The sequence below is a fragment of the Rhizorhabdus sp. P4_G5 genome, assembly GCF_056401065.1.
Genome location: NZ_JBFUKB010000007.1, coordinates 150,268 through 172,735, shown reverse-complemented (window position 1 = coordinate 172,735; position 22,468 = coordinate 150,268). Strand labels below are relative to the sequence as shown.

Sequence of the window (22,468 nt, the reverse complement as noted above, 5' to 3'; positions counted from 1 at the left end):
TGGCGCCGCCCCGGCTATTCGGCGGCGAGAAGGCCGTCGTCGGGAGCGGGTCGGCCGAACCGCACCAGCCGGCCAGGCAGGGCGCCGGTCGAGCGCCCCCGCCGATAGGTGATCGCGCCCGACACGATCGTGGCCTCATAGCCGTCCGACTGCTGGCCCAGGCGCTTGCCGCCGGCGGGAAGGTCATGCTTCACCCGGGGCGCGTAGAGGCGCAGACGGTCGAGGTCGATGATGTTGATGTCTGCCTTGTAGCCGGGCTTCAACACGCCGCGATCGAACAGGTTGACGGTTTCGGCCGTCTCCCGGCTCAGCATGCTGACGGCCTGCTCGATGGCGATCTTGCCGCTGTCGCGTACATATTCGGATAGCATGTACGTCGGATATGCGGCGTCGCAGATCATTCCGTAATGCGCGCCGCCGTCGCCCAGCCCGAGCACCGTGCCTGGCTTGCCGAACAGGTCGACCGCCGCATCGAAGCGGTTGTTCGCGGTGTTGCCCATCGGACAATAGATGATCGCCTTGCCGTTCTGGCGCAGCAGCTCGTCATACATCAGTTCACGCTCGTCGATGCCCAGCGTCTCGGCGCGCGCCTTGATGCTGTCCGACGGGTGCGGGTTGTAGTTGGGCGGGTCGCCGAGCGGGAACAGGATGTGCGTCTGCTGCACCACCCACAGGAAGAAGGGGTTGGGATCCTCCGGCTGCTCGGACAGGATCTGGCTGCGGAATGCCGGATCGCGCATCCGGGCGACCTTCTCGTCCAGCGGGAGCTGCTCGATCTGCTTGTAGCTCGGGTTGAGCGAGAAGGGATGATAGCTCAGCTCGAGGCCGAACAACATGCCGATCGGCCGAGGGAAGAATTGCCCGTGGATGCGGCGGCCATCCTGCTTGGCCCGCGCCAGCCCGTCGAGCATGGGGCCGGGACCGCCATTGACCTGCTCGCCGGTGAACAGGCTGAAGTTCACCGGCCGTCCCGATGTCTCGCTGAGCGTCTCGATCACGCCCCATTCATGCGTCGTCGGCTGGTCGGTGGAGGGGATGATCTGGAACACGCCGGCGCCGGCGTCCCTCAGCCCGGCGGCGAGCGCCTTGAGTTCGTCCACTTCGGTCTTCGTCGATGGCGCGGGGCGGCCGTCGCGAAAGCTGTGGGCGAGCTGCCGGGACGTGGTGACGCCCAGCGCGCCGGCCTCGATGGCTTCCCTGGTGATCCGGCGCATCTCGGCAAGATCGGCCTCGGTCGGCGGCTCGAGATTGGTGCCGCGCTCCCCCATCACATAGACGCGCAGCGGGCTGTGCGGCAGCTGCGCGGCAAAATCGACATCGGTCCGCCGGGTGTCGAGAAAATCGAGATATTCCGGGAAGCTTTCCCATTTCCAGGGAACGCCCTCGGTCATCACCACTTCCGGGATGTCCTCGACCCCCTCCATCAGCTTGATCATCAGCTGGCGATGTTCGGGACGCGACGGCGCGAAGCCGACGCCGCAATTGCCCATCACCACCGTGGTCACGCCATGGTTGGACGAGGGAGCGAGCGTGTTTTCCCAGGTCACCTGCCCGTCATAATGCGTATGCACGTCGACGAAGCCCGGCGTCACGACCATGCCCGCCGCGTCGATTTCCTCCCGGCCCTTGCCCGGCACCGAGCCGATCGCGGCAATCATGCCGCCGTTGATGGCGACGTCTGCCTGGAAGCCGGGGGCGCCGGTGCCGTCGACGACGGTTCCGCCCCGAATCACGATGTCGAATTCCATGCTCATCCTGCTCCTCGCTTTCGTCCGCGATGCGTCGAGGCGAAATCCGCGACCGGGCGGGCGACCGGGCCTTTGGCCGATCGTCCAGCGCGCACGATGAAGATTAGGATCGGCGGGAGGGCCGTCAACCGAGCGATGGCCAAATCGAAGCCGGCGCGTAGGAGTCATCGGTTATCTGATGATATGCCGCAAGGATCATCAGATGGCCGATGGGCACGGTGCGCCGCTATCGTGGCTGCAGATGATCGAATATCTTCCAGGCAACCGAGCGCGGCGGGAACAGGGCGGAACATCATGTCCGATCCGGCGCGCCATGCCATATCAATGGAGTTACCATGTCTTCTCAAGCGCCGCTGAAGTCGACGGATCGTCCACCACTCTACACCGGCCCGATCTTCGACGCCGACACCCATTTCTGGGAGACCGACGACGCATGGACAAGGTATCTGCCCCGCGACGCGGCCGAGAAATACGGGGTCAGTTTCAAGAAGGGCGATGACGGCGACTTCGCCATGTATGTCGGCCCGCGCAAGGTGGAGATCAGCGCCGATCATCTGTTCGAGGATGGCCGCGTGCCCGCGCCCGGCAAGCTCCACGAGTGGCTCCGCGCGATGAAGGAAGGCAAGGCCGAGATCGATCTCCATGTCGCCAAGACGGCGGACATGATCGAGCCGGCGGCGCGCGTGAAGAAGCTCGACGGCTGGGATGTCAGATCGTCGATCCTGTTCATCGGCAACATGATCACCGCGATCAGCTTCCTCGATGATCCACGCCACGCCTATCCGGTGCTGAACGCCTACAACAGCTGGATGTACGATCAGTGGAAGTATAATTATGATGACCGGATATATACCGCGCCGATCGTGACGCTCGACGATGTCGACGAGGCCTGCAAGCAACTTCGCGGCGTGGTCGCCAGGGGTGCGAAGCTCATCCTGATGCCGATGGGACCCTATAACAACAAGGCTCCCGCCCATCCCGATCACGACCCGTTCTGGGCCATCGCCAACGAAGCCGGCATTCGCGTCGTGTTCCACGTTTCCGAAGCGATCTACATGAAGCACCACATGGCGGTGTGGGGCGAGCCCGTGCAGCAGTCACGGATCAAGCAGACCGCTTTCGTCTGGATGCACGGCTATTCCGAGCGCCCGGTCATCGAGACGCTGTCGAGCTTCATCTTCTGGAACTTTTTCGAGCGCTTTCCGAATGTAAAGCTGCTCTCGGCGGAAAACGGCGCCGAATGGGTACCCGCAATGCTGAGCAAGATGGACAAGTGCCGCGGCATCGCCAAGAACGGCTTCTGGCCCGGCGGCCAGCTGAAGGATCGGCCGAGCCGCGTCTTCGCGCGGCATGTTTCGGTCGTCGCCTATCCCGAGGACGATCTCAAATCGATCGTCGACCAGGTCGGCACGTCCGATTGGCTGCTGATGGGATCCGACTATCCCCATGCCGAAGGCGTCGAGGAGCCGCGGATCTTCGCCGACGAAGCGTGCCGCGGGCTCACCGCCGAGGACACGCGCAAGATCATGTACGAAAACGGCATGCGCTTCATGGGGCTGCCTTACTGATCGCATCGGAACCCGCGCGCGCCTCAGCCCCGCGCGGCGCGGGGTTTCAGCTTTCCGGGGATAGCGCCGCCAGCCCGGGCCTGGCGGTGACGGGGCGGCCCGACGCCGCATGGCCCGCATCGACCAGCAATCGCAGCAGGACGTCGAAATTGGTGCGCATGCGATCGAGTGGCGCAGCCAGCATCATCGCCCCGATATTGTCGTCGTCCGGGCCGAATACCGGCACGGCGATCGCCGCCGTGTCGCTCAGCATCTCTCCGAAGCTCGCACAATATCCGGTCTGCCGGATCTCATCGAGGTGGGCCATGATCGCCGCTTCCGTGGTCCGCGTATTCTCGGTCAACGCCCTGAGCTTGGCCCGCTTCAGATAGGCCTTCAGCCGCTCGGGTTGCGCATGGGCCAGCAGCACCCGTCCGGCCGCGCTCGCGTAGAGCGGCGCGCGGATGCCGACATGCATCGCATAATGCACGGCCTGGGTACTGTTGATCGCTTCGATGTAGATCGCCTGGCCGATCTCCCAGTCCGCAATTGCGAAGCCAACCGACTCACGGGTATCCCTCGCCAGCATCTTCACCGGCGGCCGCACCACATCCGGCGCAGACCATGTCGCGAGAACCTGGCTGGCCAGGCGATAGGCCACCGGTCCCAGCCGGTAGCGGCCTTCCTCCTGGACCAGATAGCGCAGATCGCAGAGTTCCCGCAGCGTATCGAGAAAGGTGCTCTTCGACACCGCCATCGCCGCGCTGATGTCGGCCAAGCCCAGCCCCTCTCTATTCCGCGAGAGCAGCAGCAGCAGATCGAGCACGCGCCCGATCGCCCTCGGACCCTTGGTGGTGCGCGCCTCCCCCACCCCTGACGTCTTCATCGTTGATCTTCCCTGTGCTCGGATCGATCTCTTATCCGTTCGGATATTCGAACACAATTCGAAAAAACTTTACCGATCATGCTTGTGATGCTACCCCATGTGAAAATCAGCGAGTCTCAGGAGAAGGATTTGTCGATGGCCACCAGCGATTCCCGGACCATTAAGTCTGCGCACCGCGTGCTCGAAATTCTCGAATATTTCGATCAGGACAGGCGCTACGCCACGGTCATGGATATGTCCCGCACGCTCTCCTACCCGCAGTCGAGCACCTCGGAGCTGCTGCGCTGCCTGACCCGGCTGGGCTATCTTCATTACAACCGCTTCCGCCGCACCTACAGCCCGACGGCGCGCGTCGCGCTGTTGGGCGCCTGGGTGAAGCCGTCGCTGTTCCGCGGCGGGCCGGTACTGTCGGCGGTCGATCGCGTGGCCGAACTGATCGGCGAGACGGTGATCCTGTCCACCGCGGCCAACTATGTGGTCCAGCATCTCCATGTCGTCCACGGCCCCGCGGAGAACGCCGTCGAGGCGCATGTCAGCGACACGCTGTCGTTGCTGCACAGCCCACAGGGCAAGCTGCTGCTGTCGAGCTATAAGGACGACCATATCCGCGCGGCGCTCCACCGCCTCAACGCCGAGGAAGTCGATACGTCGCGCTACGTGCGGCTCGTCGACATAATGGAAGAGATCGCCGCCCTGCGCGAAAGAGGCTGGATCATCACCGAAGAGGCGGACGGCTCCGGGTGCATCGCGGCGCTGCTGCCCGCGCGGCGCGGCGCCGACCGGCTCGTCATCAGCGTCCTTGCGCCACGCGAGGTGATCGAACAGCGCTCAGGCGAGATCATCGCCGCGTTGCTTGATCATCGCGAGGAGATCGATGCCGCCGAGCGCGTCGATCCGGTCAACGACATTGCCGAGAGCAACCTCGCCCGCCTGAACGACAATGTGAAGATCATGAGCTATCGCCGCTACTTCGCCTGACCCGCTCGCGCGGCAATGACCGAACCGGCCAATATCGCCATATTGGCCGGTGAGGCCGGCGCCATCCGGCTAGAACGGCTGCCTGCGCCCCGCCAGCCGGAACCCGGCGAGATCCTCGTCCGCATGGCGCTGGCGCCGATCAACGCGGCGGACATCCTCGCTATCGACGGCAGCTATGCCTTCTCCATCGACGCGAATGCGCCGCTGGGAGCGGAGGGCGTCGGCGTCGTGGAGCAGCTGGGATCTGGTGTCTCCGATCTGCACCGGGGCGACATGGTCCTCCCGCTGGATCGGGGAAACTGGGCACGCTATCGGACCTTGGCGCGCAGCCGGGTCATCGCCGTTCCCCCGGGAATCGAGCCGCTCCAGGCTGCGGTGATGCGGATAAACCCGGCAACGGCCTGGCTGCTGCTGGAGGCAAGCGGCGTCGCGCGGGACGGCTGCCTGGTTCAGAACGCCTGCTCGTCGACCGTCGCGCATTGGGTCCGGGTGCTGGCGGCCAGCCGTGGCATCACCGTGATCGATGTCGCGCGCCCGGGTTCGAAAGCCGCGGAAACCGGTGCCATATCCGACGACGAACGGCTCGAAGCAGCGGTGCGGGCCGCACATGGCGATCGGCCGCTCGGTGCGGCGCTCGACTGCGTCGCCGGCGATGCGACCGGCCGCCTTGCCGCCTGTGTCGACCCGCTCGGCATCGTGCTCACCTTCGGCCACCTGTCGGGAGAACCGGCCCGCATCCGATCGCAATTGCTGACCGGCCGCGAACTGACGGTGCGGGGATTCAGCCTGCGGCCGGCCGAAGCGCGGATGACCCCGGCGGCGCACGCCGCGATGTTCGCCGAGCTCTGGGCACTGGCGCAGAGCGGAAGCGTGGGCCCACCGGCGCGCGCCGTCATCCCGCTCGCGGAGGCCGATCGCGCGGTCGCGCTGGCCCGCACGCCGGGCCGCGGCCGGGTGCTGCTCGACGTCGAGGCAATATCGGGCATGTGAACGCTGCGGCCATCGCGTTGACAGTCGGGCGCAAACCCTGATGGGGATGGCTTCGACGAACGGGAAAATCACGATGAATCTTGACTTCACGGCCGAGGAGATCGCGTTTCGCGATGCGCTGCGAACCTTCTTTCGGGAGACGCTGCCCGAGGATCTTCGCCGCAAGATGATCAATCGGGAACATCTCGGCAAGGATGATACGGTCCGCTGGCAGCGCCTGCTCAACGCCCGGGGATGGGCGGTGCCGCATTGGCCGCCGCAATATGGCGGTCAGGCCTGGACGCCCGCCGAGCGCTACATCTTCCAGGAGGAAATGGCACTGGCGCACGCGCCCGAAGGATCGCCGTTCAACGTCAACATGATCGGCCCGGTGCTGTGCCGGTTCGGCACCGAGGAACAGAAGGCGCGCTTCCTGCCCGCTACCGCCAATCTCGACATCTGGTGGTGCCAGGGCTTTTCCGAACCGGGCGCCGGATCGGATCTCGCCAGTCTGAAGACCAGCGCGGTCCGCGACGGCGACGATTTTGTGCTCAACGGCCAGAAGATCTGGACGACCCAGGCGCAGCATGCCGACTGGATGTTCGGCCTGTTCCGTACCGACAACAGCGGCAGGAAGCAGGAAGGCATAACCTTCCTGCTGCTCGACATGCGCACGCCGGGCATCACCATTCGGCCGATCGAAACGATCGACGGCGGACATGACGCCAATGAGGTGTTCTTCGACGATGTCCGCGTTCCGGTCGCCAATGTGGTCGGCGAGGAGGGCAAGGGCTGGACCGTGGCCAAGCATCTGCTGGGTAGCGAGCGCAGCGGCATCGCGCGCATCGGATTGTCCAAGGAACGCCTGTCGCAGCTCCGCAGCCTGGAGCGGCGCCTTGCTGAGGACGGAACGCTTACGGCGCCGGAGCAGGCGCGGCTGGCCTATCGGCTCGCCGACGTCGAGGTCGAACTGCGCGCGCTGGAGCTGACCCAGCTCAGGGTCGTCTCCGCCGATGCCCATGGCGGCGGCGCCAATGCCGCGGCCTCGATCCTCAAGGTGAAGGGCACCGAGATACAGCAGCGCATGACCGAGCTCGTGCTCGAACTGGCGGGACCGGCCGGCCTCGCGACCGCCGGCCATGGCGGCCAGGAAGATCCGGACGATGGCTGGATCGCGGCGGCTGCGCCCTTCTACTTCACGATGCGCAAGGTCTCGATCTTCGGCGGATCGAACGAGGTGCAGAAGAATATCATCGCCAAGTCGATGCTGGGATTGTGACCGACGATGGATTTTGAACTCACCGACGAGCAGAAGATGCTCAACGACAGCGTTACCCGTTTCGTCGCGGACACCTACGCCTTCGACAAGCGCGAACATGCGCTGCGCAGCCGCGACGGGTGGAGCCGCGCGGCCTATGCCGGCCTGGCCGAGATGGGGCTGCTGGCCTTGCCCTTCGCGGAAGAGGACGGCGGCTTCGGCGGCGGCGGCGTGGAAATGATGCTGATCATGGAAGCGATGGGCCGCGGCCTGATGGTGGAACCCTATTTCGCGACCGTGGTGCTCGCCGGCGGGGTGCTCCGGCACGCCGCCTCGGCGGAGCAACGCGCCGCGATCGTACCCGGCCTGATCCTGGGCGAACGCATCCTGGCGCTCGCGCATGACGAGCCCGGCATGCCGCGCCACACGCTCGAGATGCGCGCCAGCGCGCGTCCGTCCACAGATGGCTGGGTGCTGGACGGCGACAAGGTCGCGGTGATCCATGGCCAGAGCGCCGACACGCTGATCGTCAGCGCGATGACAGCGCAGGGCCCGGCCTTGTTCCTGGTCGACGCGAAGGCCTCAGGCGTCACGATCGAACCGGCGCGGGGCTATGACGGCATTGCCGTTGCCGCGGTGCGGCTGTCGGGCGCAGCTGTCGGCGGCGATGCACTGATCGGCCAGGTCGGCGGCGGGGCGACGATCCTCGACGCGGTGTTCGACGAGGCGCGGGCCGCGCTGGTCGCCGAAGCGGTCGGCGCAATGGCCGGTACGCTCGACGTCACCGTCGACTATCTCAAGACCCGCCAGCAGTTCGGCGTCCCGATCGGCAGCTTCCAGGCCCTGCAACACCGCGCGGTCGACATGCTGATGCAGGTTGAACTGTCGCGCAGCATGGCGGTGCTGGCGGCGCTGTCGCTCGACGGCGATCCGGCCCAGCGGCGTCGCAACGTCGCCGCCGCGAAGGCGCAGATCGGCAAGTCCGGCCGGATCGTCGGGCAGGAGGCCGTGCAGATGCACGGCGCGATCGGCATCACGGCCGAATATAAGGTGGGCCACGCGTTCAAGCGGCTGACCGCGATCGACGCGCTGCTGGGCGACCGCGACCATCATCTGGCGCGGCTTGTCGAACTGGGCGGCGTCTATCCGGCCGTTGCCTGACCGCTGACGCAGCCCGCCGCGCCATCAAGCGCGGGCGTCAGCCTTCGGAGGCCTTGCGCAGCATCACGGCGTGGTCGCCATCGCGAACGACCACCAGCCGCATCCCGGGCTTGGTCGTATCCGCAAATTCCGCGAACGGCTCACGACGACCGGGATAGCGCACACGGATGAACGTATTCTCGTCCACGGTCAGCGTGATCTCGCCGCGTTGACCGGCGTCGACCGTGATGCTGTTCGGCGTGACCGCCCGCACCGTTGCGGCGATGGCGCTGGGATTGGTCGCCGACTGGACGCGGGAATCGAACGAGATGCGGAGCCGGTCCGAATGGTTCGGCATGCCGCAGTGCGGCGTATAGGGATGCACGATCAGCACGTCGCCGGGCAGATAGTCGGTCGTGGCCCAGGCCTCGTCGGGAATGGCATCGCGCGGGATCGGATAGGGCGCCGGCTTGGCGACATTATGGAAATAGCCGCGCTTGTTCTGCCCTACCGCCAGCGCCAGCCCGCCCATGGCGCGCGTGCAGGGCGTCAGGGAGATCCATACCGGCTTATAATCCTGGATACCGGGGCTGTAGAAACCGTCCTGATGGACGGTCGTGATCGGACCGTTGGGCGGATAGGTGCGATACTGGACGATCGGAACGGCGCAGGCGGGCTCGCCCAACACCTTCTCCATCACCGCGAGATTGGCGGGATGCTCGATCAGCCGCGCCGCGATCCCGGCATAGATGTCGTTTTCTTCCATCCCGCCGTCGAAGGAGCCGCCGGTCCATTTGCCCTCCGGATCGCCCGGGCTGGTCAGGCCGAGCCTGGCCGCGACTGCGAGCATCGCATCGCGCGCCTCGGCCACCGATCCCGGGTCGAGCACGCCGCGCAGCAGGAGATAACCGTTATCGTCGTAGAAACGCTCGAGCGCGGCATGTTCGCCGAGCAGGTGATTGCAACTTTCGAGTTCGCGATCGGGCTTAACATCGAGGACCTTGAGATCCTCGGCATCGGGCCGGCTAAGGGCGGCGACAGTCATCATCCTCTCCGTTCTCATGCAAGAGTCGCGCTTGTGCGCGTCAGCACCGACAAGATACCTTCCGGCGCCGAAAGTAAGGGATGTTTTCGAGCAATGGCCGGATGTAAATAGTCAGCGCGTGCCGTCTTCGCCGGATGACAGCAGCGCCAGCATCTGCATCAGCAGCGTATCCTGGCGCCGGGCGATGTCTTCAACGCTGCGGCCTGCCGCAGCGGCCGCCATCTGCCGCACCAGTTCGGCCTGAAGCCGGGGGTCCCCCAGCGGCGGATCGGCCATGGTTTTCCAGCGCTGGACGATGCCGGGCGTGAATTTGGGCAGGAATTCCGCCAGGCCGCCCGCGCCGCCCGATGTATGAAAGGTCGCGAACTGGCCCTGGATCGCCCATTTGAGCGCCGGGCCGAAACGGATCGCCTTGTCGATATCCTCGACGCTGGCATAGCCCTCGGCCACCAGCCGCACCGCCTCGCGAAACATTGCGCTGGTCAGCCGATTGCCGATATGGCCGAAGATCTCGCGGTTGAGGCGCACCGGCTCCTTGCCCAGAGCAGCGTAGAAGTCGAGCGCCAGGTCGATGGCGAGCGAATCAGTCGCCTCGCCCCCCCCGACCTCGACGAGCGGGATCAGGTGGACCGGATTGAACGGATGACCGAGCACGAAGCGAGAGGCGGTGCCGAGCCCCGCCTGCAGTTCGCTGATCGGCAGGCTCGACGTGCTGCTGCCGATCAGCACGTCAGCCGGGACCAGCCGGTCGAGATCCGCAAACAGCGCCTGTTTGATCTCTGACCGTTCGGGCGTGCTTTCCTGGATGAAATCGGCACCGTCCACGGCCTCATCGAGCCGATCGTGCAGCGTGAGTCGGCCGGACCAATCGTCACCGTCGCGGGCAAGCCCGAGTGCCGTCATCTGCGGCCAGGCTTGCTCGACATGATGGCGCACCCGCGCGGCCGCGGCGGTGGCAGGGTCGTACAGCCGCACCGCCCGGCCCGCGCCAAGGAAGGCGGCGGCCCAGCCGCTGCCGATCACGCCGGCGCCGATTGCGGCGACGGTGGCGATGCCGTCCTTGGCGCGGTACGCCGTCATCACGCTCAATAGCCCTTGAACTCGGGCTTCTCCTTGTTGGCGAAGGCGGTGGTCGCCGCCTTGTAGTCGTTGGTCACCATTGTCATCGATTCATAAGCGATCGACAGTTCGAGGACAGCATTGACCTGCGCCTTGACCTGCTTGTTGACCGACGCCTTGGACCAGCGGACCGCCCACATCGGCTGCGCGGCGATCTCGCGTGCGATCTTGATCGATTCTTCCAGCACCTGCTCCCGCGGGAAGGCGTAGTTGACGAGGCCGATCTCTTCCGCCTTCTTGCCGTTCAGGATCTTGCCGCGCATCAGATATTCCTTGGCCTTCTGCGGGCCGACCAGCAGCGGCCACATCACCGCGCCGCCATCGCCCGCGACGAGGCCGACACGGACATGGGTGTCGCCCAGCTTGGCATCGTCGGCGACGATGCTCATGTCGCAAAACAGCAGCAGCGAGGTACCGAGGCCCAGCGCATCGCCATTGACCGCCGCGATGATCGGCTGCGGACAGAGGAGGAAATGTTCCCAGAGGCGCAGGGTATTCTGCGGCACCCGCAGCGCATATTTCAGTCCGAACTCGGTCTGAGCGCGCTCCGACATGAGCTTCACGTCGCCGCCCGCGCTGAAGGCGCGTCCTGCGCCGGTCAGCACGACCACCTTGATCCGCTCGTCCCGGGCGATCCTCAGCCAGATGTCCTCGAGCTGCCAATGATTGTGAGGGCCGACGGCGTTGAGCTTGTCGGGATCGTTCATGGTGACGACGGTAACGCCATCCTCGCCGATCTCGACCTTGAAGAATTCCAGGTCGCTATAATCGGCCGGGCGGGAAAACTCGTTGTCGCTCATATATATATACTCCTAGATTCGCGATGCGCCGGTCACCCGGCGAATATTTCAGGCGGCGGCGCCGCTCTTTTGCCAGTCGGCAAAGCTCTGTCCCCTGTCGGCGAGCCCGACCAGCAGCGCCGCCGGCTCGAGCGACGGATCGCCAGGCGTATCCGCGGCGAAGGCGCGCAGCCGGGCGACGATATGCGACAGGCCGACCTCGTCGGCGTAAAACATCGGCCCGCCCAGGTGTCGCGGCCAGCCATAGCCGTTGATCCACACCAGATCGACATCCGACGGGCGCAGCGCGATGCCCTCCGCGATGATCCGCGCGCCTTCGTTGATGAGCGGAAAGAGCAGCCTTTCGACGATCTCCTGCTCCGGGATCTCGCGCCGGACGATGCCCAGCTTCTCGGAGGTCGCGACGATCAGCGCCTCGGTATCGGGGTTGGCGCGCGGGGTGCGGTCGCCGGCTTCGTAGAGATAATAGCCCGCACCCGTCTTCTGGCCCAGCCGCCCGCTCTCGACGATGGCGTCGGCGATCGGGAAAGGTGTGCCGCGCCGCTTGCGGATCGAATAGCCGACATCGAGACCGGACATGTCGTTGGTCGTCAGCGGCCCCATCGGGAACCCCATATTGGTGAGCGCCGCGTCCACCTGCTTCGGGAAAGCGCCCTGCTGGAGCAGCCGTTCGGCCTGGGCAGACCGCTTCGCCACCATGCGATTGCCGATGAAGCCGTCGCAGTTGCCGGCGAGAATCGAGACCTTGCCGATCTTCTTGCCGACCGCCATCGCGGTGAGGATCGCGTCCGCGCTGCTGTCCTTCGCCTTCACGACCTCGAGCAGCTTCATGACGTTGGCCGGCGAGAAGAAGTGCATGCCGACGAAATCCTGCGGCCGCTCGAGCACCGACGCGATCTCATCGACATCGAGCGCCGAGGTATTCGAGGCGAGCACCGTCCCCGGTTTCACCCGCCGCTCGAGATCGGCGAAGATCTCCTTCTTCACCGCCATGTCCTCGAACACCGCCTCGATGATGAGGTCGGCGTCGGCGGCCGCGCCACGATCGGTGGCCGGGGTGATGCGGCGCAGGCGTTCGTCCATCTGCGCCTGGGTTATCGACCCGCGCTTCACCGACGTCGCGTAATTGGCGCGAACCCGGTCCATGCCGCGGTCGAGCGCCTCCTGCGTCGTATCGATGAGGGCGACCGGGATGCCCGCGCCGGCGAAGCACATCGCGATGCCGCCCCCCATCGTCCCCGCCCCGATGATCGCCGCGCCAACGACTTCGCGGGCGCGGGCACTCTCGGGCAGCGCGGGAATCTTGGCCGCCTCGCGCKCGGCGAAGAACAGATGGCGCAGCGCGCGCGACTGGCTGCCGGCCATGAGTTCACGATTGGCAGTGCCGTCGATCGCCATCGCCGCGTCGAAATCCATCGTGAAGGAGCGGCGGATCGACGCGACGCAGGCGAGCGGCGCGGCCTGGCCTTTGGCGCGCGCGGTCAGTTTCGCGGCGAGCGCGTCGAAGGCGGCCGGATCGGCACGGGTCGGCGCGATCCTGTCCTCCCGGTCGCTGACCGGGACGACCATGAGCTTCTCGTCGATCACGCGCCGCGCGAAGGCCGCGCCGATGGTCGCGGGGTCTCCCTCCTCGACGGCGTCGAGGATGCCGAGCGTCAGCGCTTCGGCCGCCGCGACGGGCTTGCCCGACAGCACGAACTCCAGCGCTTTTTCCGCGCCGATGATGCGCGGCAGGCGCTGGGTGCCGCCGCCGCCGGGAAAGAGGCCGAGATTGATTTCCGGCAGGCCTACCTTGGCGGCCGGATTGGCGACGCGAAAGGGGCAGCCCAGCGCGGTTTCGAGGCCGCCGCCCAGCGCCGTGCCATGGATCGCGGCGATCACAGGCTTGGACGAGCGTTCGAGCTTGGCGATCATGTCCTGCAGCGCGGGGGAAAGGCGCGGCTTGTTGAACTCGGTGATGTCCGCGCCCGCGAAGAAGGTGCGTCCGTCGCAGTGGAGGACGATCGCCTTGACCGCGGGATCGGCGTTCAGCCTATCGACCGCCTCGACGATCCCCGCGCGCACGAGCTGCCCCAGCGCATTGACTGGCGGATTGTTGCTGCAGATGAAGCCGATATCGCCTTCGACACGCGTTGTGATCTTCTCGTTGATCTGAGTCATGACCGCTCGGTCGAGCCCCCGCTACTGCTGTTTCAGCCTTGCACAAGCGATTCTGGGCCCGAACTGTCAAGCAAAGCGCAGGGCGTGCCCGGAGGCATCGCGGATGTGAACCCTTGAGGACCCGGCTTCGCATCGCGTCCTTCGCGATTTAGGCGGATGGAGCGATGATGCGCGTGGCTGCGCGCTACAAGGGAAGCTTCTTGATGCAGTTCGATCTGACCGAAGAACAAGCCATGTTCCGGGATTCCGTGGCCGCTTTCGCCCAGCGGCATCTCGCCTCCGGCGCGGTCGAACGGGCGCATGGCGACGACTATCCCTGGGAGATCGCCCGGCTGATGTCCGAACAGGGGCTGATCGGCATCACCATCCCCGAGGACAAGGGCGGTCTTGGCGGTTCGCTGATGGATGCCGTCATCGCCATCGAGACGGTGGCGTCGATCTGCCCGCGCTCGGCAGACGTCGTGCAGGCCGGCAATTTCGGTGCGATCCGTACCTTCGCCCAGTTCGCCAGCGACGCGCAGAAGGAGCAGTATCTTGCGCCGCTGCTGAAGGGCGACGGACTGATCTCGGTCGCGATGACCGAACCCAATGCCGGCTCGGCCGTCACCGAGCTGACGACCGCCGCGGTCCCCGACGGCGACGGCTTCCGCGTGACCGGGCAAAAGATCTTCACCACGCACGGCACCCACGCCACCGTTTTTCTGGTCTATGTCCGCTATGGCCCCGGCACCGGCAATATCGGGTCGGTGCTGATCGAGCGCGGGCAGGAAGGGTTCAGCTTCGGCAAGCCGGTCCGGTTCCTGTCGGGCGAGGAGTGGAACCCACTGTTCTTCGACAATGTCTTCGTCCCCCGGGAGAAGGTCCTGCTCGGACCGGGCGGGTTCAAGCAGCAGATGTCCGGTTTCAACGTCGAGCGGATCGGCAATACCGCGCGCAGCCTGGCGCTGGGCCGCTATGCCTTCAACGCGGCGGTCGAACATGCCAAGACGCGCAAGCAATTCGGCCGCGCCCTGTGCGAGTTCCAGGGGCTGCAGTGGAAGTTCGCGGAAATGAAGCTCAAACTCGATGCCGCGCAATTGCTGCTCTATCGGGCCGCGACCAACGCCGACAAGGGCCTGCCCTCGCCCGACGAGACCGCCATAGCCAAGGTCGCCTGCAACCGGGCAGGCTTCGACTGCGCCAATGAGGCGATGCAGGTCATGGGAGGCGCGGGCTACAGCCAGGACAGCCTCGTCGAATATTGCCTGCGCAGGACGCGCGGGTGGATGATCGCCGGCGGCGCCATCGAGATCTTGCTAAATCGCATTGCCGAGGGCGTGTTCGACATGCGGTTTCCTCAAGGGCCGGCAAAGTCCTGAAGGCATGACGGGGAGAGGATGAAGAGATGAACGAGATCAGCAAGCTGTCCACGAACGCGGTACGCCAGGACTATGTGCCGGCCGATGGCTATATCTCGCCCGAATTCGTCCGGCTGGAGAAGGACAGGCTGTGGCCGCGCATCTGGCAGATGGCCTGCCGCGAGGAGGAGATCCCCAATCCGGGCGATTTCTACACCTATGACATCGCCGACGAGTCGATTACCGTGGTGCGCGGCACCGACGGCGTGGTGGTGGCCTACCATAATGTCTGCCCGCATCGCGGGCGGCGCCTGACCGCCGGCTGCGGCCGCATGGGCAAGTTCCACTGCAAATATCATGGCTGGCAATGGAGCCTCGACGGCAAGCCCGCCGAGGTGGTCGATCGCCATGACTGGGGCCCGCTGCTCCAGGACAGCGAGATAACGCTGCACCCGGTGAAGGTGGGCAGCTGGGGCGGCTGGCTGTTCATCAACATGGATCCCGACAGCGAGAGCCTCGAGGCCCATCTCGGCGAGGCCAAGACCCTGCTGGATCCGTTCGAGATCGACAGGATGCGCTATGTCTGGCGCAAGCGCATCGTGATGCCATGCAACTGGAAGACCGCGCAGGAGGCCTTCATGGAAGGCTATCATGTCCAGACCACGCATCGCCAGCTGCTGCCCTATCAGGAGGATTACACTTTCTCGCGCGCCTTCGGCCGGCACGCGATGTTCGGCTATGCGCCGACGGCCTTGTTCGGCCTGCCCAGCCCTCGGATCAGCGACCAGAGCGGCGACGTCCGCAAGGGCCTGGCCGAGTTCAACAAGGAGATCTGGGACACGTTGAAGGCGACGACGACCGAGGAAATGCTGGCGGCCGGACGGCGGCTGATGGAGCTGCCGGAGACGGCGACCCCGTTCGAGGTCTATGTCGCCTTCGCCCGCTTCCACCGCGAGGAATCGGAGAAGGCGGGCCGGCCCTGGCCGGCGATCACCCCAGAGCAGCAGATGGCCGCGGGCACCGACTGGAACATCTTTCCCAATCTCGTCTTCCTGCAGCAGCCGACCAACGTGCTGTTCTACCGATCGCGACCGAATGGCGACGATCCGGACAGCTGCGTCTTCGAGATCAGCGTGCTCGAGCGCTTCGCGCCGGGGGCCGAGCCGAAGAATGTCGAGGTCGAGACCGCCGAGGATTGGCGCGCCGTCGACTGGGGCCTTATCCTCGCGCAGGATTTCCAGAATATGGAAGCGGTGCAGAAGGGCATGAAATCGCGGGCCTTCAAAGGCGCGCGGCCCAGCCCGGTCCAGGAAATCGAGATCAGCAATTTCCACGCGACCCTGCTCGACTATCTGCACGAGGGCCGGTGATGCCGGAAGGTGCTAGCGACGAGACGGTCGACTTCATCATATGCGGTTCGGGTGGAGGCTCGATGGCCGCCGCCCTCTATCTCAAGTCGATCGGCAAGACGCCGCTGATCCTGGAAAAGACCGACAAGCTCGGCGGGTCCACCGCGATGTCGGGAGGAGTCCTGTGGGTTCCGAACAACCACCTCCTCGCGCGCGACGGCGTGGAGGACAGCCATGAGGCGGGCCGCACCTATATGGATGCGACGGTCGGCAACGATGCCGGCCCGGCGGCGTCGCCCGAGCGCAAGGAAGCCTATCTCCGCAACGGTCCACCCCTGCTCCGATGGCTCGAGGAACAGGGGATGAAATGGCTGCGGACCGAAGGCTGGGCCGATTATTATGACGATCGGCCCGGTGGCTGCACGCGCAGCCGCTCGGTCGGCGCCCAGATGCTCGACGCGCGCGACATGGGGCCGCTGTTCGACAAGCTGCGCCTCGGCCCGATGCTCATGCCTCTGCCCACCGACAAGGCGGGCATTATCGGCCTCGCCACGCGCACGCCGCGCGGCATGCTCGAAGGCATGAAGCTGCTGTTCCGGATGTGGCTGGTGAAGAAGCGCGGCAAGCCGCTGCTCAGCTTCGGCGGCGCGCTGCAGGGCCGCATGCTGATGCTCGCCGACAAGGCCGGCATCGACATGCGCACCGGCCATGGCGTCGTCGAACTGATCGAGGAGAATGGCCGGATCACCGGCGTCATCGCCGAACATGACGGCGAGCAGATCCGCATCCGCGCGCGAGACGGCGTGCTCATCAACGCCGGCGGCTTTTCCCACAATGCCGAGATGCGCCGGAAATACGGCCCGCAGCCGAGTTCGGTGGAATGGACCAACGCCAATCCCGGCGACACCGGCGAGATGATCCAGATCGCCGAGCGGCATGGCGCGGCGCTCGACCTGATGGACCAGGCCTGGTGGGTGCCCGGCACGTTGGTGCCCGAAGGCGGACCGGCCAACATGCACAACACCGACATCTCGAAGCCGCATTGCATCATCGTCAACCGCCATGGCCGGCGGATCCTGAACGAGAGCGGCTCCTATATGGAGAATGGCCAGCGGCTCTACCGGAACGACGTGCCGGCCTATGTCATCCTCGATAGCCGTCACCGCAAACGCTACGCCTGGGGCTATTATCCGCCGGGCAAGACGCCGCAGTCCTGGTTCGACAGCGGCATGGTCAAGACCGCGAACTCGATCGAGGAGCTGGCGCGCAAAGCCGGCATCGACCCGGAAGGCCTCAAGGCCGAGGTCGAAAAGTTCAATCGCTATTGCGAGACCGGCAAGGATCTGGACTTCAATCGCGGCGGCCGCGGCTATGACAACTGGTTCGGCGACCCCACGGTGAAGCCCAACCCGAACCTGGGCAAGATCGACAAGCCTCCCTTCTACGTCATGGAAATGGTTCCCGGCGATGTCGGCACCAGCGGCGGGATACTGACCGACGAGCATGCCCGGGTGCTGCGCCCGGACGGCTCGGTGATCCAGGGCCTCTACGCCACTGGGAATTCGACGGCATCGGTGATGGGCCGCTGCTATCCGGCGGCGGGTGCCAGCATCGCCGCGTCGTTCGTATTCGCCTGGATCGCGGCGCATCACGCCACCGGGCGCAACGATTGAGCGTCGCGCCGCCGGCCTGCGCGCGCTCAGCGCCGCGGCGGCGTCTGCCGCGCCTGCGCCGCCTCGCGCCACTGCGTCGCGGTCATGCCGGTGTGCTGGCGGAACATCGTCCGGAACAGGCGGCTGTCGGAAAAGCCGACCAGCTCCGCGATTCGGTCGATCGACCGATTCGACCGTTCGAGCATCTTGATGGCCGCCTGCAGGCGCAGTTGCTGGACATAGGCCTTCGGGGTGGCGCCAAGCGCCTTGCGGAAACGCCGTACCAGCGTGGGCTGGCTGGTCGACAGCGCCTCGGCCAGCTCCTGCATGCCGATCGGGCCGGTAAAGCGCTGCTCGAGCCAGATCTGGGCGCGGGCGACGAGCTGGTCGCCCGCGAGCACTTCCTCGTCCTCGCGGGCGAGCCCCATGACCGAGGTCAGCCAGCGTCCGACATCGGGCGACAAGGTGCGCTCCATCACCCGCACGATCAGCGCCAGATCATTCGCCATGCCATTGGCGATCAACAGCGAGCCGTAATCGGCCAGGCCCAGCCGTTCCTCGGCGCTGTGCCGCGGGAACATCGCCCGCGCGACCGGCTGCAGCGCCCGCGCGACCGGCACCGCGATATCCTTGGTCAGCCCCGCCGCCATCAGCAGCAGCGCCGATGCGCCGCTCGCGCCGATGATGGCGCCCCGGTCGGCCTGGCGCTGCAGCCAGCGGAACAGCTCGGCGCTGCGCGCTATCCGCTCCTCCAGGCGCGCGACGCCCATGACCCGGAAGGCTGGAAGCCAGACGAAGGCATGTTCGTCGCTGCTGCTGATCGCGCCGTCGACCTCCAGGCGCCGGCCGTCGCTCATCCGGATCGGGCCGCCGTCCAGCGACACTATGCGCAGGCGGGTTTCCATGCGCATCGGGTCGGTACCGGCAAAGATCTGCTCGATCCGGTCGCGGGCGAGAATGAAGCTGTCGGTCAGCGCTCCGACACTGGCATGATAGGCGCCGTCGAGCGCGACGAGGGCGAAATCGGACATGACCCGTGCTGACAGAAAACAACCGGATCATGCAAGATAACATCCTGCCCGGGGCAAGCGCCGTCCCGGCTCGCGCCCTATACCCCATGCCATAACGCCACGCGGAGTATCACGATGCCCGAACCCTCCCGCTATCTCGGGCGCCTCGCCGGCAAGGTTGCGATCGTCACCGGCGCCGGCGCTGCGGCCGATGAGATCGGGATCGGCCGCGCCATCGCCTTCATCATGGCGCGGGAAGGCGCGCGCGTGGCCTGCGCCGATCTCGACGGCGCGCGCGCCGAGGCCACGGCCGCCCGGATCCGGGCGGAGGGCGGCGAAGCGATCGCGGTGGCAGCTGACGTCAGCACCCCGGAGGACTGCCAGGCGCTGGTCGAGGCCGCAGGCCAGGCCTTTGGAAAGCTCGACATCCTGGTCAACAATGTCGGCATCTCGGCCCCGACCGACCTTGCGACGATCACCCTCGATCTCTGGAACCGGACGATCGCCACCAATCTGACCAGCGTGATGCTGATGTGCAAGTTCGCCGTGCCGCACATGGCGCGGGGCGGCGGCGGATCGATCGTCAACATCTCCTCCCTGGCGGGCATGCGGGCGATGGGCGCGCTTGCCTACGGTCCGTCCAAGGCGGCGATGGCGCAGCTGTCGCGCGAAATCGGGGTCCTCCACGGCCGGCAGGGCATTCGCGTCAACACCGTCGCGCCCGGCCATGTCATGACGCCGCATGCGATGAGCAAGCTGCCCGCCAGCATGCGCGAGGCGCGGCGCAAGGTCGGCCCGCTCGGCATAGAAGGAGACGCATGGGACATCGCCCAGGCGGTGCTGTTCATCGCCAGCGACGAGGCGCGCTTCATCAACGGTGTCCATCTTGCGGTCGACGGCGGGGTCGAGGGGATCGGCCCGCTGGTGGGCCACGCCTTCGTTTCCGAATCCTGATCGCGATGGAGACGTTGTGGAGGATGAGATCTTGACCGACCAGTGGCTCCCGCTCGTGCCGGACGACGTCACCCCGCAATGGCTGGGCAAGGCACTTGCCGCGCAATGGCCAGGGATAGAAGTCGAAAGCCTGGACGTGACCGACATCCTGTGGGGCACCGGAACCAAGATGATGGTAACGGCCCGTTACAACGCCGTCGGCCGCGCTGCCGGCCTGCCCGAACGTCTATGCGTCAAGGCCGGGCTTGCTGAACATCGCGAACTGGTCAAATTCTGCTACCAGACCGAGGCACGCTTCTTCGCGGAGATCGCACCGCATCTCTCGATCGGACTGCCACGCTGCGTCTTTGCTGCCGCCAACGCCGATCAGGGCGTGGTGATCATGGAGGACCTACGCCCGGCGGGTGCCCGCATCTGCCGTGTGCAGCAGACGTTGACCCGGCAGGAGGCGACGGCCTTCCTCGACGATCTGGCAGCGCTGCATGCGCGCTGGTGGAACAGCGACGCCCTCCACGACGATGGCGAACTCGGCTGGCTGATGCGCCATGACCCGCTGCCCGATGCGGCGTGGGGCGATTTCGGGCGGGGCCAGCTCGAACCCGAAACCTGGGCCCATTATATGGGCCTCCCCCGGGCGCTCGCTATCCCCGCCGTCTGCCGCGATCGCGACACTATAAAGGGTGCGCTTCAGCAGTTGCGCCGCTTCGCCCCCGCCGGACCGACCTGCGTGATCCATGGCGACGCCCATCTCGGCAACATGTATCTGTCCGCCGACGGACGGCCGGGCTTCCTCGACTGGCAGACGGCGCGGCGCGGTCATTGGGCGCAGGACTTAGCCTATTTCTATGTGTCGGCACTCGATCCGCTCGATCGCCGCGCATGGGAGCGGGATCTCATCGCCGGCTATCTCTCGGCGCTGTCGCGTCATGGCGCAGGTGACGTACCTGACGACGCGACGGCGTGGACGGCGATCCGCGCGCACATCGTCTACGGCCTCTTCTACTGGATGGTGAATCCAGTAGAGTGGCAGGCAGAGGAAAACAACGCCGCCGTCGCGCCACGATTCGGGTGGGCAGCCGTCGACCTTCAGGCACCGCCGGTGGCGGCGCTGTAGCGCCTTTCCGCCACCTCTTCACGGATGCCGGCACGTCAGCCAGGCTTGACGAAGCGATTGGGGATGTCCCCGAAGATATAGGCGCGGTTGGCTTCGTCGTCGAACGCGTCGAGCGTCCAGCCGCCGGGATGGACGCTGGTGCGGATCGCCTCGGGCTCGGGGATCAGCGCGACCTCGTCCCCCTGGATATAGAAGTCGCGGCCGCTGACATGGCCGGCCGCGTCGGTGCAGAGCCAGACGACCAGGGCCGCGACATGCTCGGGCAGCGCGGTCATGCGCGGCTTCGCCATCGGCTTGTTCCAGAGCAGCGGGATGCCGAGCCGCGCCGATTCCGCGATCGTCTCGTTAATCTCCGGGGTGTGGGTAGCGGTCACGTGCGACACCGGCCGGATCATGTTGCAGCGTATCCCGAACTCGCCCAGGTCGCGGGCGATCGAACGGGTAAGCCCCAGCACGCCTTCCTTGGCGGCAGAGTAATTGCCCATCCCCCAATGGCCGAAACCGGACGGCGAGCCGGTGTTGACGATGACGCCGGAGCGCTGCGCGATCATATGCTGCGCGGCCGCCCGGCAGGTGTAGAAGCTCGCCGCCAGGCTGACATCGAGGCAGAGATGCCAGTCCTGATCGGTCATCCGGTCGATCCTGGCCGGGCGCACGATGCCGGCGTTGTTGACGAGGATATCGATCCGACCCCAGCTATCGACAGCCTTGCGCACCGATGCCTCGGCGCCTTCGCGGGTCGCCACGTTCGAGCTTTGCGCAACGGCTTCGCCGCCGGAAGCGCATATCTCACGGGCGACTGCCTCGGCGAGTGTCGCATCGCCGGCCTCGGTGCCATAGGGGCCGCCGCCGAGGTCGTTGACCACGACCTTCGCCCCCTGCGCGGCGAGCAGCTTCGCCTCGGCCCGGCCGATGTTGCGGCCCGCACCTGTGACGAGCGCCACCTTTCCTGCAAGTCTTCCGGTCATTCCGTCTCTCCCCGATAGCGGCAACAATCTAGACGGGGGGCGAGACGGGGCCAACGTCGCAGCCGACGCGATCATGCTGATGATAAGTTCCTGCCGCCGACGCGGCGTGATATCTTGCCTCCAGCTGCGAAGACTCAGCAGCGGAGACGGGTGACCGTCCTCTCCACCACTCGGCGGGAGCCTGCAAGGCCGGAAAGGAGCGATGCTTGACCGAAGATATCAGCGACGAGGAAAGCCGCCGGATCATGACGACGGCGGCCGATGTCCGGCCGGATGAGAATGTGCACCACGATCCGGCGCTCCGGCCTGCGCCGATTGCGCGCGGCCGGCCGGTCACCAGCGCGGAAAGCAAGGCCATCATGGCGCTTGCCGCCAATATGCGCCCGCTCGAGAATATCCATCGGGAGCGGGACGAGGACTGACGCCCTCCGGCC

General features: G+C 66.1%; 19 protein-coding genes. 11 read left to right on the top strand and 8 right to left on the bottom strand.

Features of this window, described 5'->3' with window-relative positions:
- Positions 1–14 precede the first annotated feature (14 nt).
- Entirely contained in the window at positions 15–1,754 is a 1,740-nt protein-coding gene (locus AC1DQK_RS14610) for an N-acyl-D-amino-acid deacylase family protein (RefSeq protein WP_477871740.1), read from the bottom strand.
- 329 nt (positions 1,755–2,083) lie between these two features.
- Between AC1DQK_RS14610 and AC1DQK_RS14605 the strand changes: the two genes are divergently transcribed.
- A complete protein-coding gene (locus AC1DQK_RS14605) occupies positions 2,084–3,316 on the top strand; it encodes an amidohydrolase family protein (RefSeq protein ID WP_477871738.1) in 1,233 nt (410 codons plus the stop codon).
- A gap of 46 nt (positions 3,317–3,362) precedes the next feature.
- Here the strand turns inward: AC1DQK_RS14605 and AC1DQK_RS14600 are convergent, their stop codons facing one another.
- Positions 3,363–4,181: an IclR family transcriptional regulator gene (locus AC1DQK_RS14600; protein WP_477871736.1), complete on the bottom strand. Its 819-nt coding sequence runs from the start codon at positions 4,179–4,181 to the stop codon at positions 3,363–3,365.
- A 135-nt stretch (positions 4,182–4,316) separates the two neighbouring features.
- Between AC1DQK_RS14600 and AC1DQK_RS14595 the strand changes: the two genes are divergently transcribed.
- The 4 genes from AC1DQK_RS14595 (at position 4,317) to AC1DQK_RS14580 (ending at position 8,547) form a co-directional block, all read left to right on the top strand.
- Positions 4,317–5,159, top strand: coding sequence for an IclR family transcriptional regulator (locus tag AC1DQK_RS14595; RefSeq protein ID WP_477871734.1), 843 nt, complete (start codon positions 4,317–4,319; stop codon positions 5,157–5,159).
- A gap of 15 nt (positions 5,160–5,174) precedes the next feature.
- Positions 5,175–6,149: a zinc-dependent alcohol dehydrogenase family protein gene (locus AC1DQK_RS14590; protein WP_477871732.1), complete on the top strand. Its 975-nt coding sequence runs from the start codon at positions 5,175–5,177 to the stop codon at positions 6,147–6,149.
- A gap of 73 nt (positions 6,150–6,222) precedes the next feature.
- A complete protein-coding gene (locus tag AC1DQK_RS14585; protein WP_477871730.1) occupies positions 6,223–7,407 on the top strand; it encodes an acyl-CoA dehydrogenase family protein in 1,185 nt (394 codons plus the stop codon).
- Between the two features lie 6 nt (positions 7,408–7,413).
- Complete coding sequence (locus AC1DQK_RS14580; RefSeq protein ID WP_477871728.1) at positions 7,414–8,547, top strand: acyl-CoA dehydrogenase family protein; 1,134 nt, start codon at positions 7,414–7,416, stop codon at positions 8,545–8,547.
- A 37-nt stretch (positions 8,548–8,584) separates the two neighbouring features.
- On the opposite strand, the gene AC1DQK_RS14575 is transcribed toward AC1DQK_RS14580, so the two are convergent.
- The 4 genes from AC1DQK_RS14575 to AC1DQK_RS14560 all read right to left on the bottom strand — a co-directional run bounded on the left by AC1DQK_RS14575 (position 8,585) and on the right by AC1DQK_RS14560 (position 13,650).
- Complete coding sequence (locus AC1DQK_RS14575; protein ID WP_477871726.1) at positions 8,585–9,571, bottom strand: phytanoyl-CoA dioxygenase family protein; 987 nt, start codon at positions 9,569–9,571, stop codon at positions 8,585–8,587.
- Positions 9,572–9,682: 111 nt separating this feature from the next.
- Positions 9,683–10,651 carry a 3-hydroxyacyl-CoA dehydrogenase NAD-binding domain-containing protein gene (locus tag AC1DQK_RS14570; protein WP_477871724.1) on the bottom strand — a complete coding sequence of 323 codons (969 nt, stop codon included), beginning with the start codon at positions 10,649–10,651 and terminating at the stop codon, positions 9,683–9,685.
- A 5-nt stretch (positions 10,652–10,656) separates the two neighbouring features.
- On the bottom strand, positions 10,657–11,490 hold the full coding sequence (locus tag AC1DQK_RS14565; RefSeq protein WP_477871722.1) for an enoyl-CoA hydratase/isomerase family protein: 834 nt from the start codon (positions 11,488–11,490) through the stop codon (positions 10,657–10,659).
- Positions 11,491–11,538: 48 nt separating this feature from the next.
- Positions 11,539–13,650: a 3-hydroxyacyl-CoA dehydrogenase NAD-binding domain-containing protein gene (locus tag AC1DQK_RS14560; RefSeq protein WP_477871720.1), complete on the bottom strand. Its 2,112-nt coding sequence runs from the start codon at positions 13,648–13,650 to the stop codon at positions 11,539–11,541.
- 164 nt (positions 13,651–13,814) lie between these two features.
- On the opposite strand from AC1DQK_RS14560, the gene AC1DQK_RS14555 reads away from it, so the two are divergent.
- From AC1DQK_RS14555 to AC1DQK_RS14545, 3 genes are read left to right on the top strand one after another with little or no spacing between them, the layout of a single operon-like run.
- Entirely contained in the window at positions 13,815–15,008 is a 1,194-nt protein-coding gene (locus AC1DQK_RS14555) for an acyl-CoA dehydrogenase family protein (protein WP_477871718.1), read from the top strand.
- Positions 15,009–15,034: 26 nt separating this feature from the next.
- Positions 15,035–16,357, top strand: coding sequence for an aromatic ring-hydroxylating oxygenase subunit alpha (locus tag AC1DQK_RS14550; protein ID WP_477871716.1), 1,323 nt, complete (start codon positions 15,035–15,037; stop codon positions 16,355–16,357).
- Complete coding sequence (locus tag AC1DQK_RS14545) at positions 16,357–18,009, top strand: FAD-binding protein (RefSeq protein ID WP_477871714.1); 1,653 nt, start codon at positions 16,357–16,359, stop codon at positions 18,007–18,009. The genes AC1DQK_RS14550 and AC1DQK_RS14545 overlap by 1 nt, the downstream gene beginning before the upstream one ends.
- Before the next feature lie 26 nt (positions 18,010–18,035).
- On the opposite strand, the gene AC1DQK_RS14540 is transcribed toward AC1DQK_RS14545, so the two are convergent.
- Entirely contained in the window at positions 18,036–19,019 is a 984-nt protein-coding gene (locus tag AC1DQK_RS14540; protein WP_477871712.1) for a GlxA family transcriptional regulator, read from the bottom strand.
- A 114-nt stretch (positions 19,020–19,133) separates the two neighbouring features.
- Between AC1DQK_RS14540 and AC1DQK_RS14535 the strand changes: the two genes are divergently transcribed.
- Entirely contained in the window at positions 19,134–19,952 is an 819-nt protein-coding gene (locus AC1DQK_RS14535) for an SDR family NAD(P)-dependent oxidoreductase (RefSeq protein WP_477871710.1), read from the top strand.
- A 31-nt stretch (positions 19,953–19,983) separates the two neighbouring features.
- Complete coding sequence (locus AC1DQK_RS14530) at positions 19,984–21,066, top strand: phosphotransferase (protein WP_477871708.1); 1,083 nt, start codon at positions 19,984–19,986, stop codon at positions 21,064–21,066.
- Positions 21,067–21,101: 35 nt separating this feature from the next.
- Here AC1DQK_RS14530 and AC1DQK_RS14525 read toward each other — a convergent pair whose 3' ends face one another.
- Complete coding sequence (locus AC1DQK_RS14525) at positions 21,102–22,034, bottom strand: SDR family NAD(P)-dependent oxidoreductase (RefSeq protein WP_477871706.1); 933 nt, start codon at positions 22,032–22,034, stop codon at positions 21,102–21,104.
- A gap of 206 nt (positions 22,035–22,240) precedes the next feature.
- Between AC1DQK_RS14525 and AC1DQK_RS14520 the strand changes: the two genes are divergently transcribed.
- Positions 22,241–22,456, top strand: a complete 216-nt coding sequence (locus tag AC1DQK_RS14520; protein ID WP_477871704.1) for a hypothetical protein — start codon at positions 22,241–22,243, stop codon at positions 22,454–22,456.
- The last annotated feature ends 12 nt before the right edge of the window (positions 22,457–22,468 follow it).

Bases quoted from the DNA above. Each gene is read 5' to 3' on its own strand.
- AC1DQK_RS14610 (WP_477871740.1), bottom strand. From the start codon at position 1,754: ATGAGCATGGAATTCGACATCGTGATTCGGGGCGGAACCGTCGTCGAC.
- AC1DQK_RS14605 (WP_477871738.1), top strand. From the start codon at position 2,084: ATGTCTTCTCAAGCGCCGCTGAAGTCGACGGATCGTCCACCACTCTAC.
- AC1DQK_RS14600 (WP_477871736.1), bottom strand. From the start codon at position 4,181: ATGAAGACGTCAGGGGTGGGGGAGGCGCGCACCACCAAGGGTCCGAGG.
- AC1DQK_RS14595 (WP_477871734.1), top strand. From the start codon at position 4,317: ATGGCCACCAGCGATTCCCGGACCATTAAGTCTGCGCACCGCGTGCTC.
- AC1DQK_RS14590 (WP_477871732.1), top strand. From the start codon at position 5,175: ATGACCGAACCGGCCAATATCGCCATATTGGCCGGTGAGGCCGGCGCC.
- AC1DQK_RS14585 (WP_477871730.1), top strand. From the start codon at position 6,223: ATGAATCTTGACTTCACGGCCGAGGAGATCGCGTTTCGCGATGCGCTG.
- AC1DQK_RS14580 (WP_477871728.1), top strand. From the start codon at position 7,414: ATGGATTTTGAACTCACCGACGAGCAGAAGATGCTCAACGACAGCGTT.
- AC1DQK_RS14575 (WP_477871726.1), bottom strand. From the start codon at position 9,571: ATGACTGTCGCCGCCCTTAGCCGGCCCGATGCCGAGGATCTCAAGGTC.
- AC1DQK_RS14570 (WP_477871724.1), bottom strand. From the start codon at position 10,651: ATGACGGCGTACCGCGCCAAGGACGGCATCGCCACCGTCGCCGCAATC.
- AC1DQK_RS14565 (WP_477871722.1), bottom strand. From the start codon at position 11,490: ATGAGCGACAACGAGTTTTCCCGCCCGGCCGATTATAGCGACCTGGAA.
- AC1DQK_RS14555 (WP_477871718.1), top strand. From the start codon at position 13,815: ATGATGCGCGTGGCTGCGCGCTACAAGGGAAGCTTCTTGATGCAGTTC.
- AC1DQK_RS14550 (WP_477871716.1), top strand. From the start codon at position 15,035: ATGAACGAGATCAGCAAGCTGTCCACGAACGCGGTACGCCAGGACTAT.
- AC1DQK_RS14545 (WP_477871714.1), top strand. From the start codon at position 16,357: ATGCCGGAAGGTGCTAGCGACGAGACGGTCGACTTCATCATATGCGGT.
- AC1DQK_RS14540 (WP_477871712.1), bottom strand. From the start codon at position 19,019: ATGTCCGATTTCGCCCTCGTCGCGCTCGACGGCGCCTATCATGCCAGT.
- AC1DQK_RS14535 (WP_477871710.1), top strand. From the start codon at position 19,134: ATGCCCGAACCCTCCCGCTATCTCGGGCGCCTCGCCGGCAAGGTTGCG.
- AC1DQK_RS14525 (WP_477871706.1), bottom strand. From the start codon at position 22,034: ATGACCGGAAGACTTGCAGGAAAGGTGGCGCTCGTCACAGGTGCGGGC.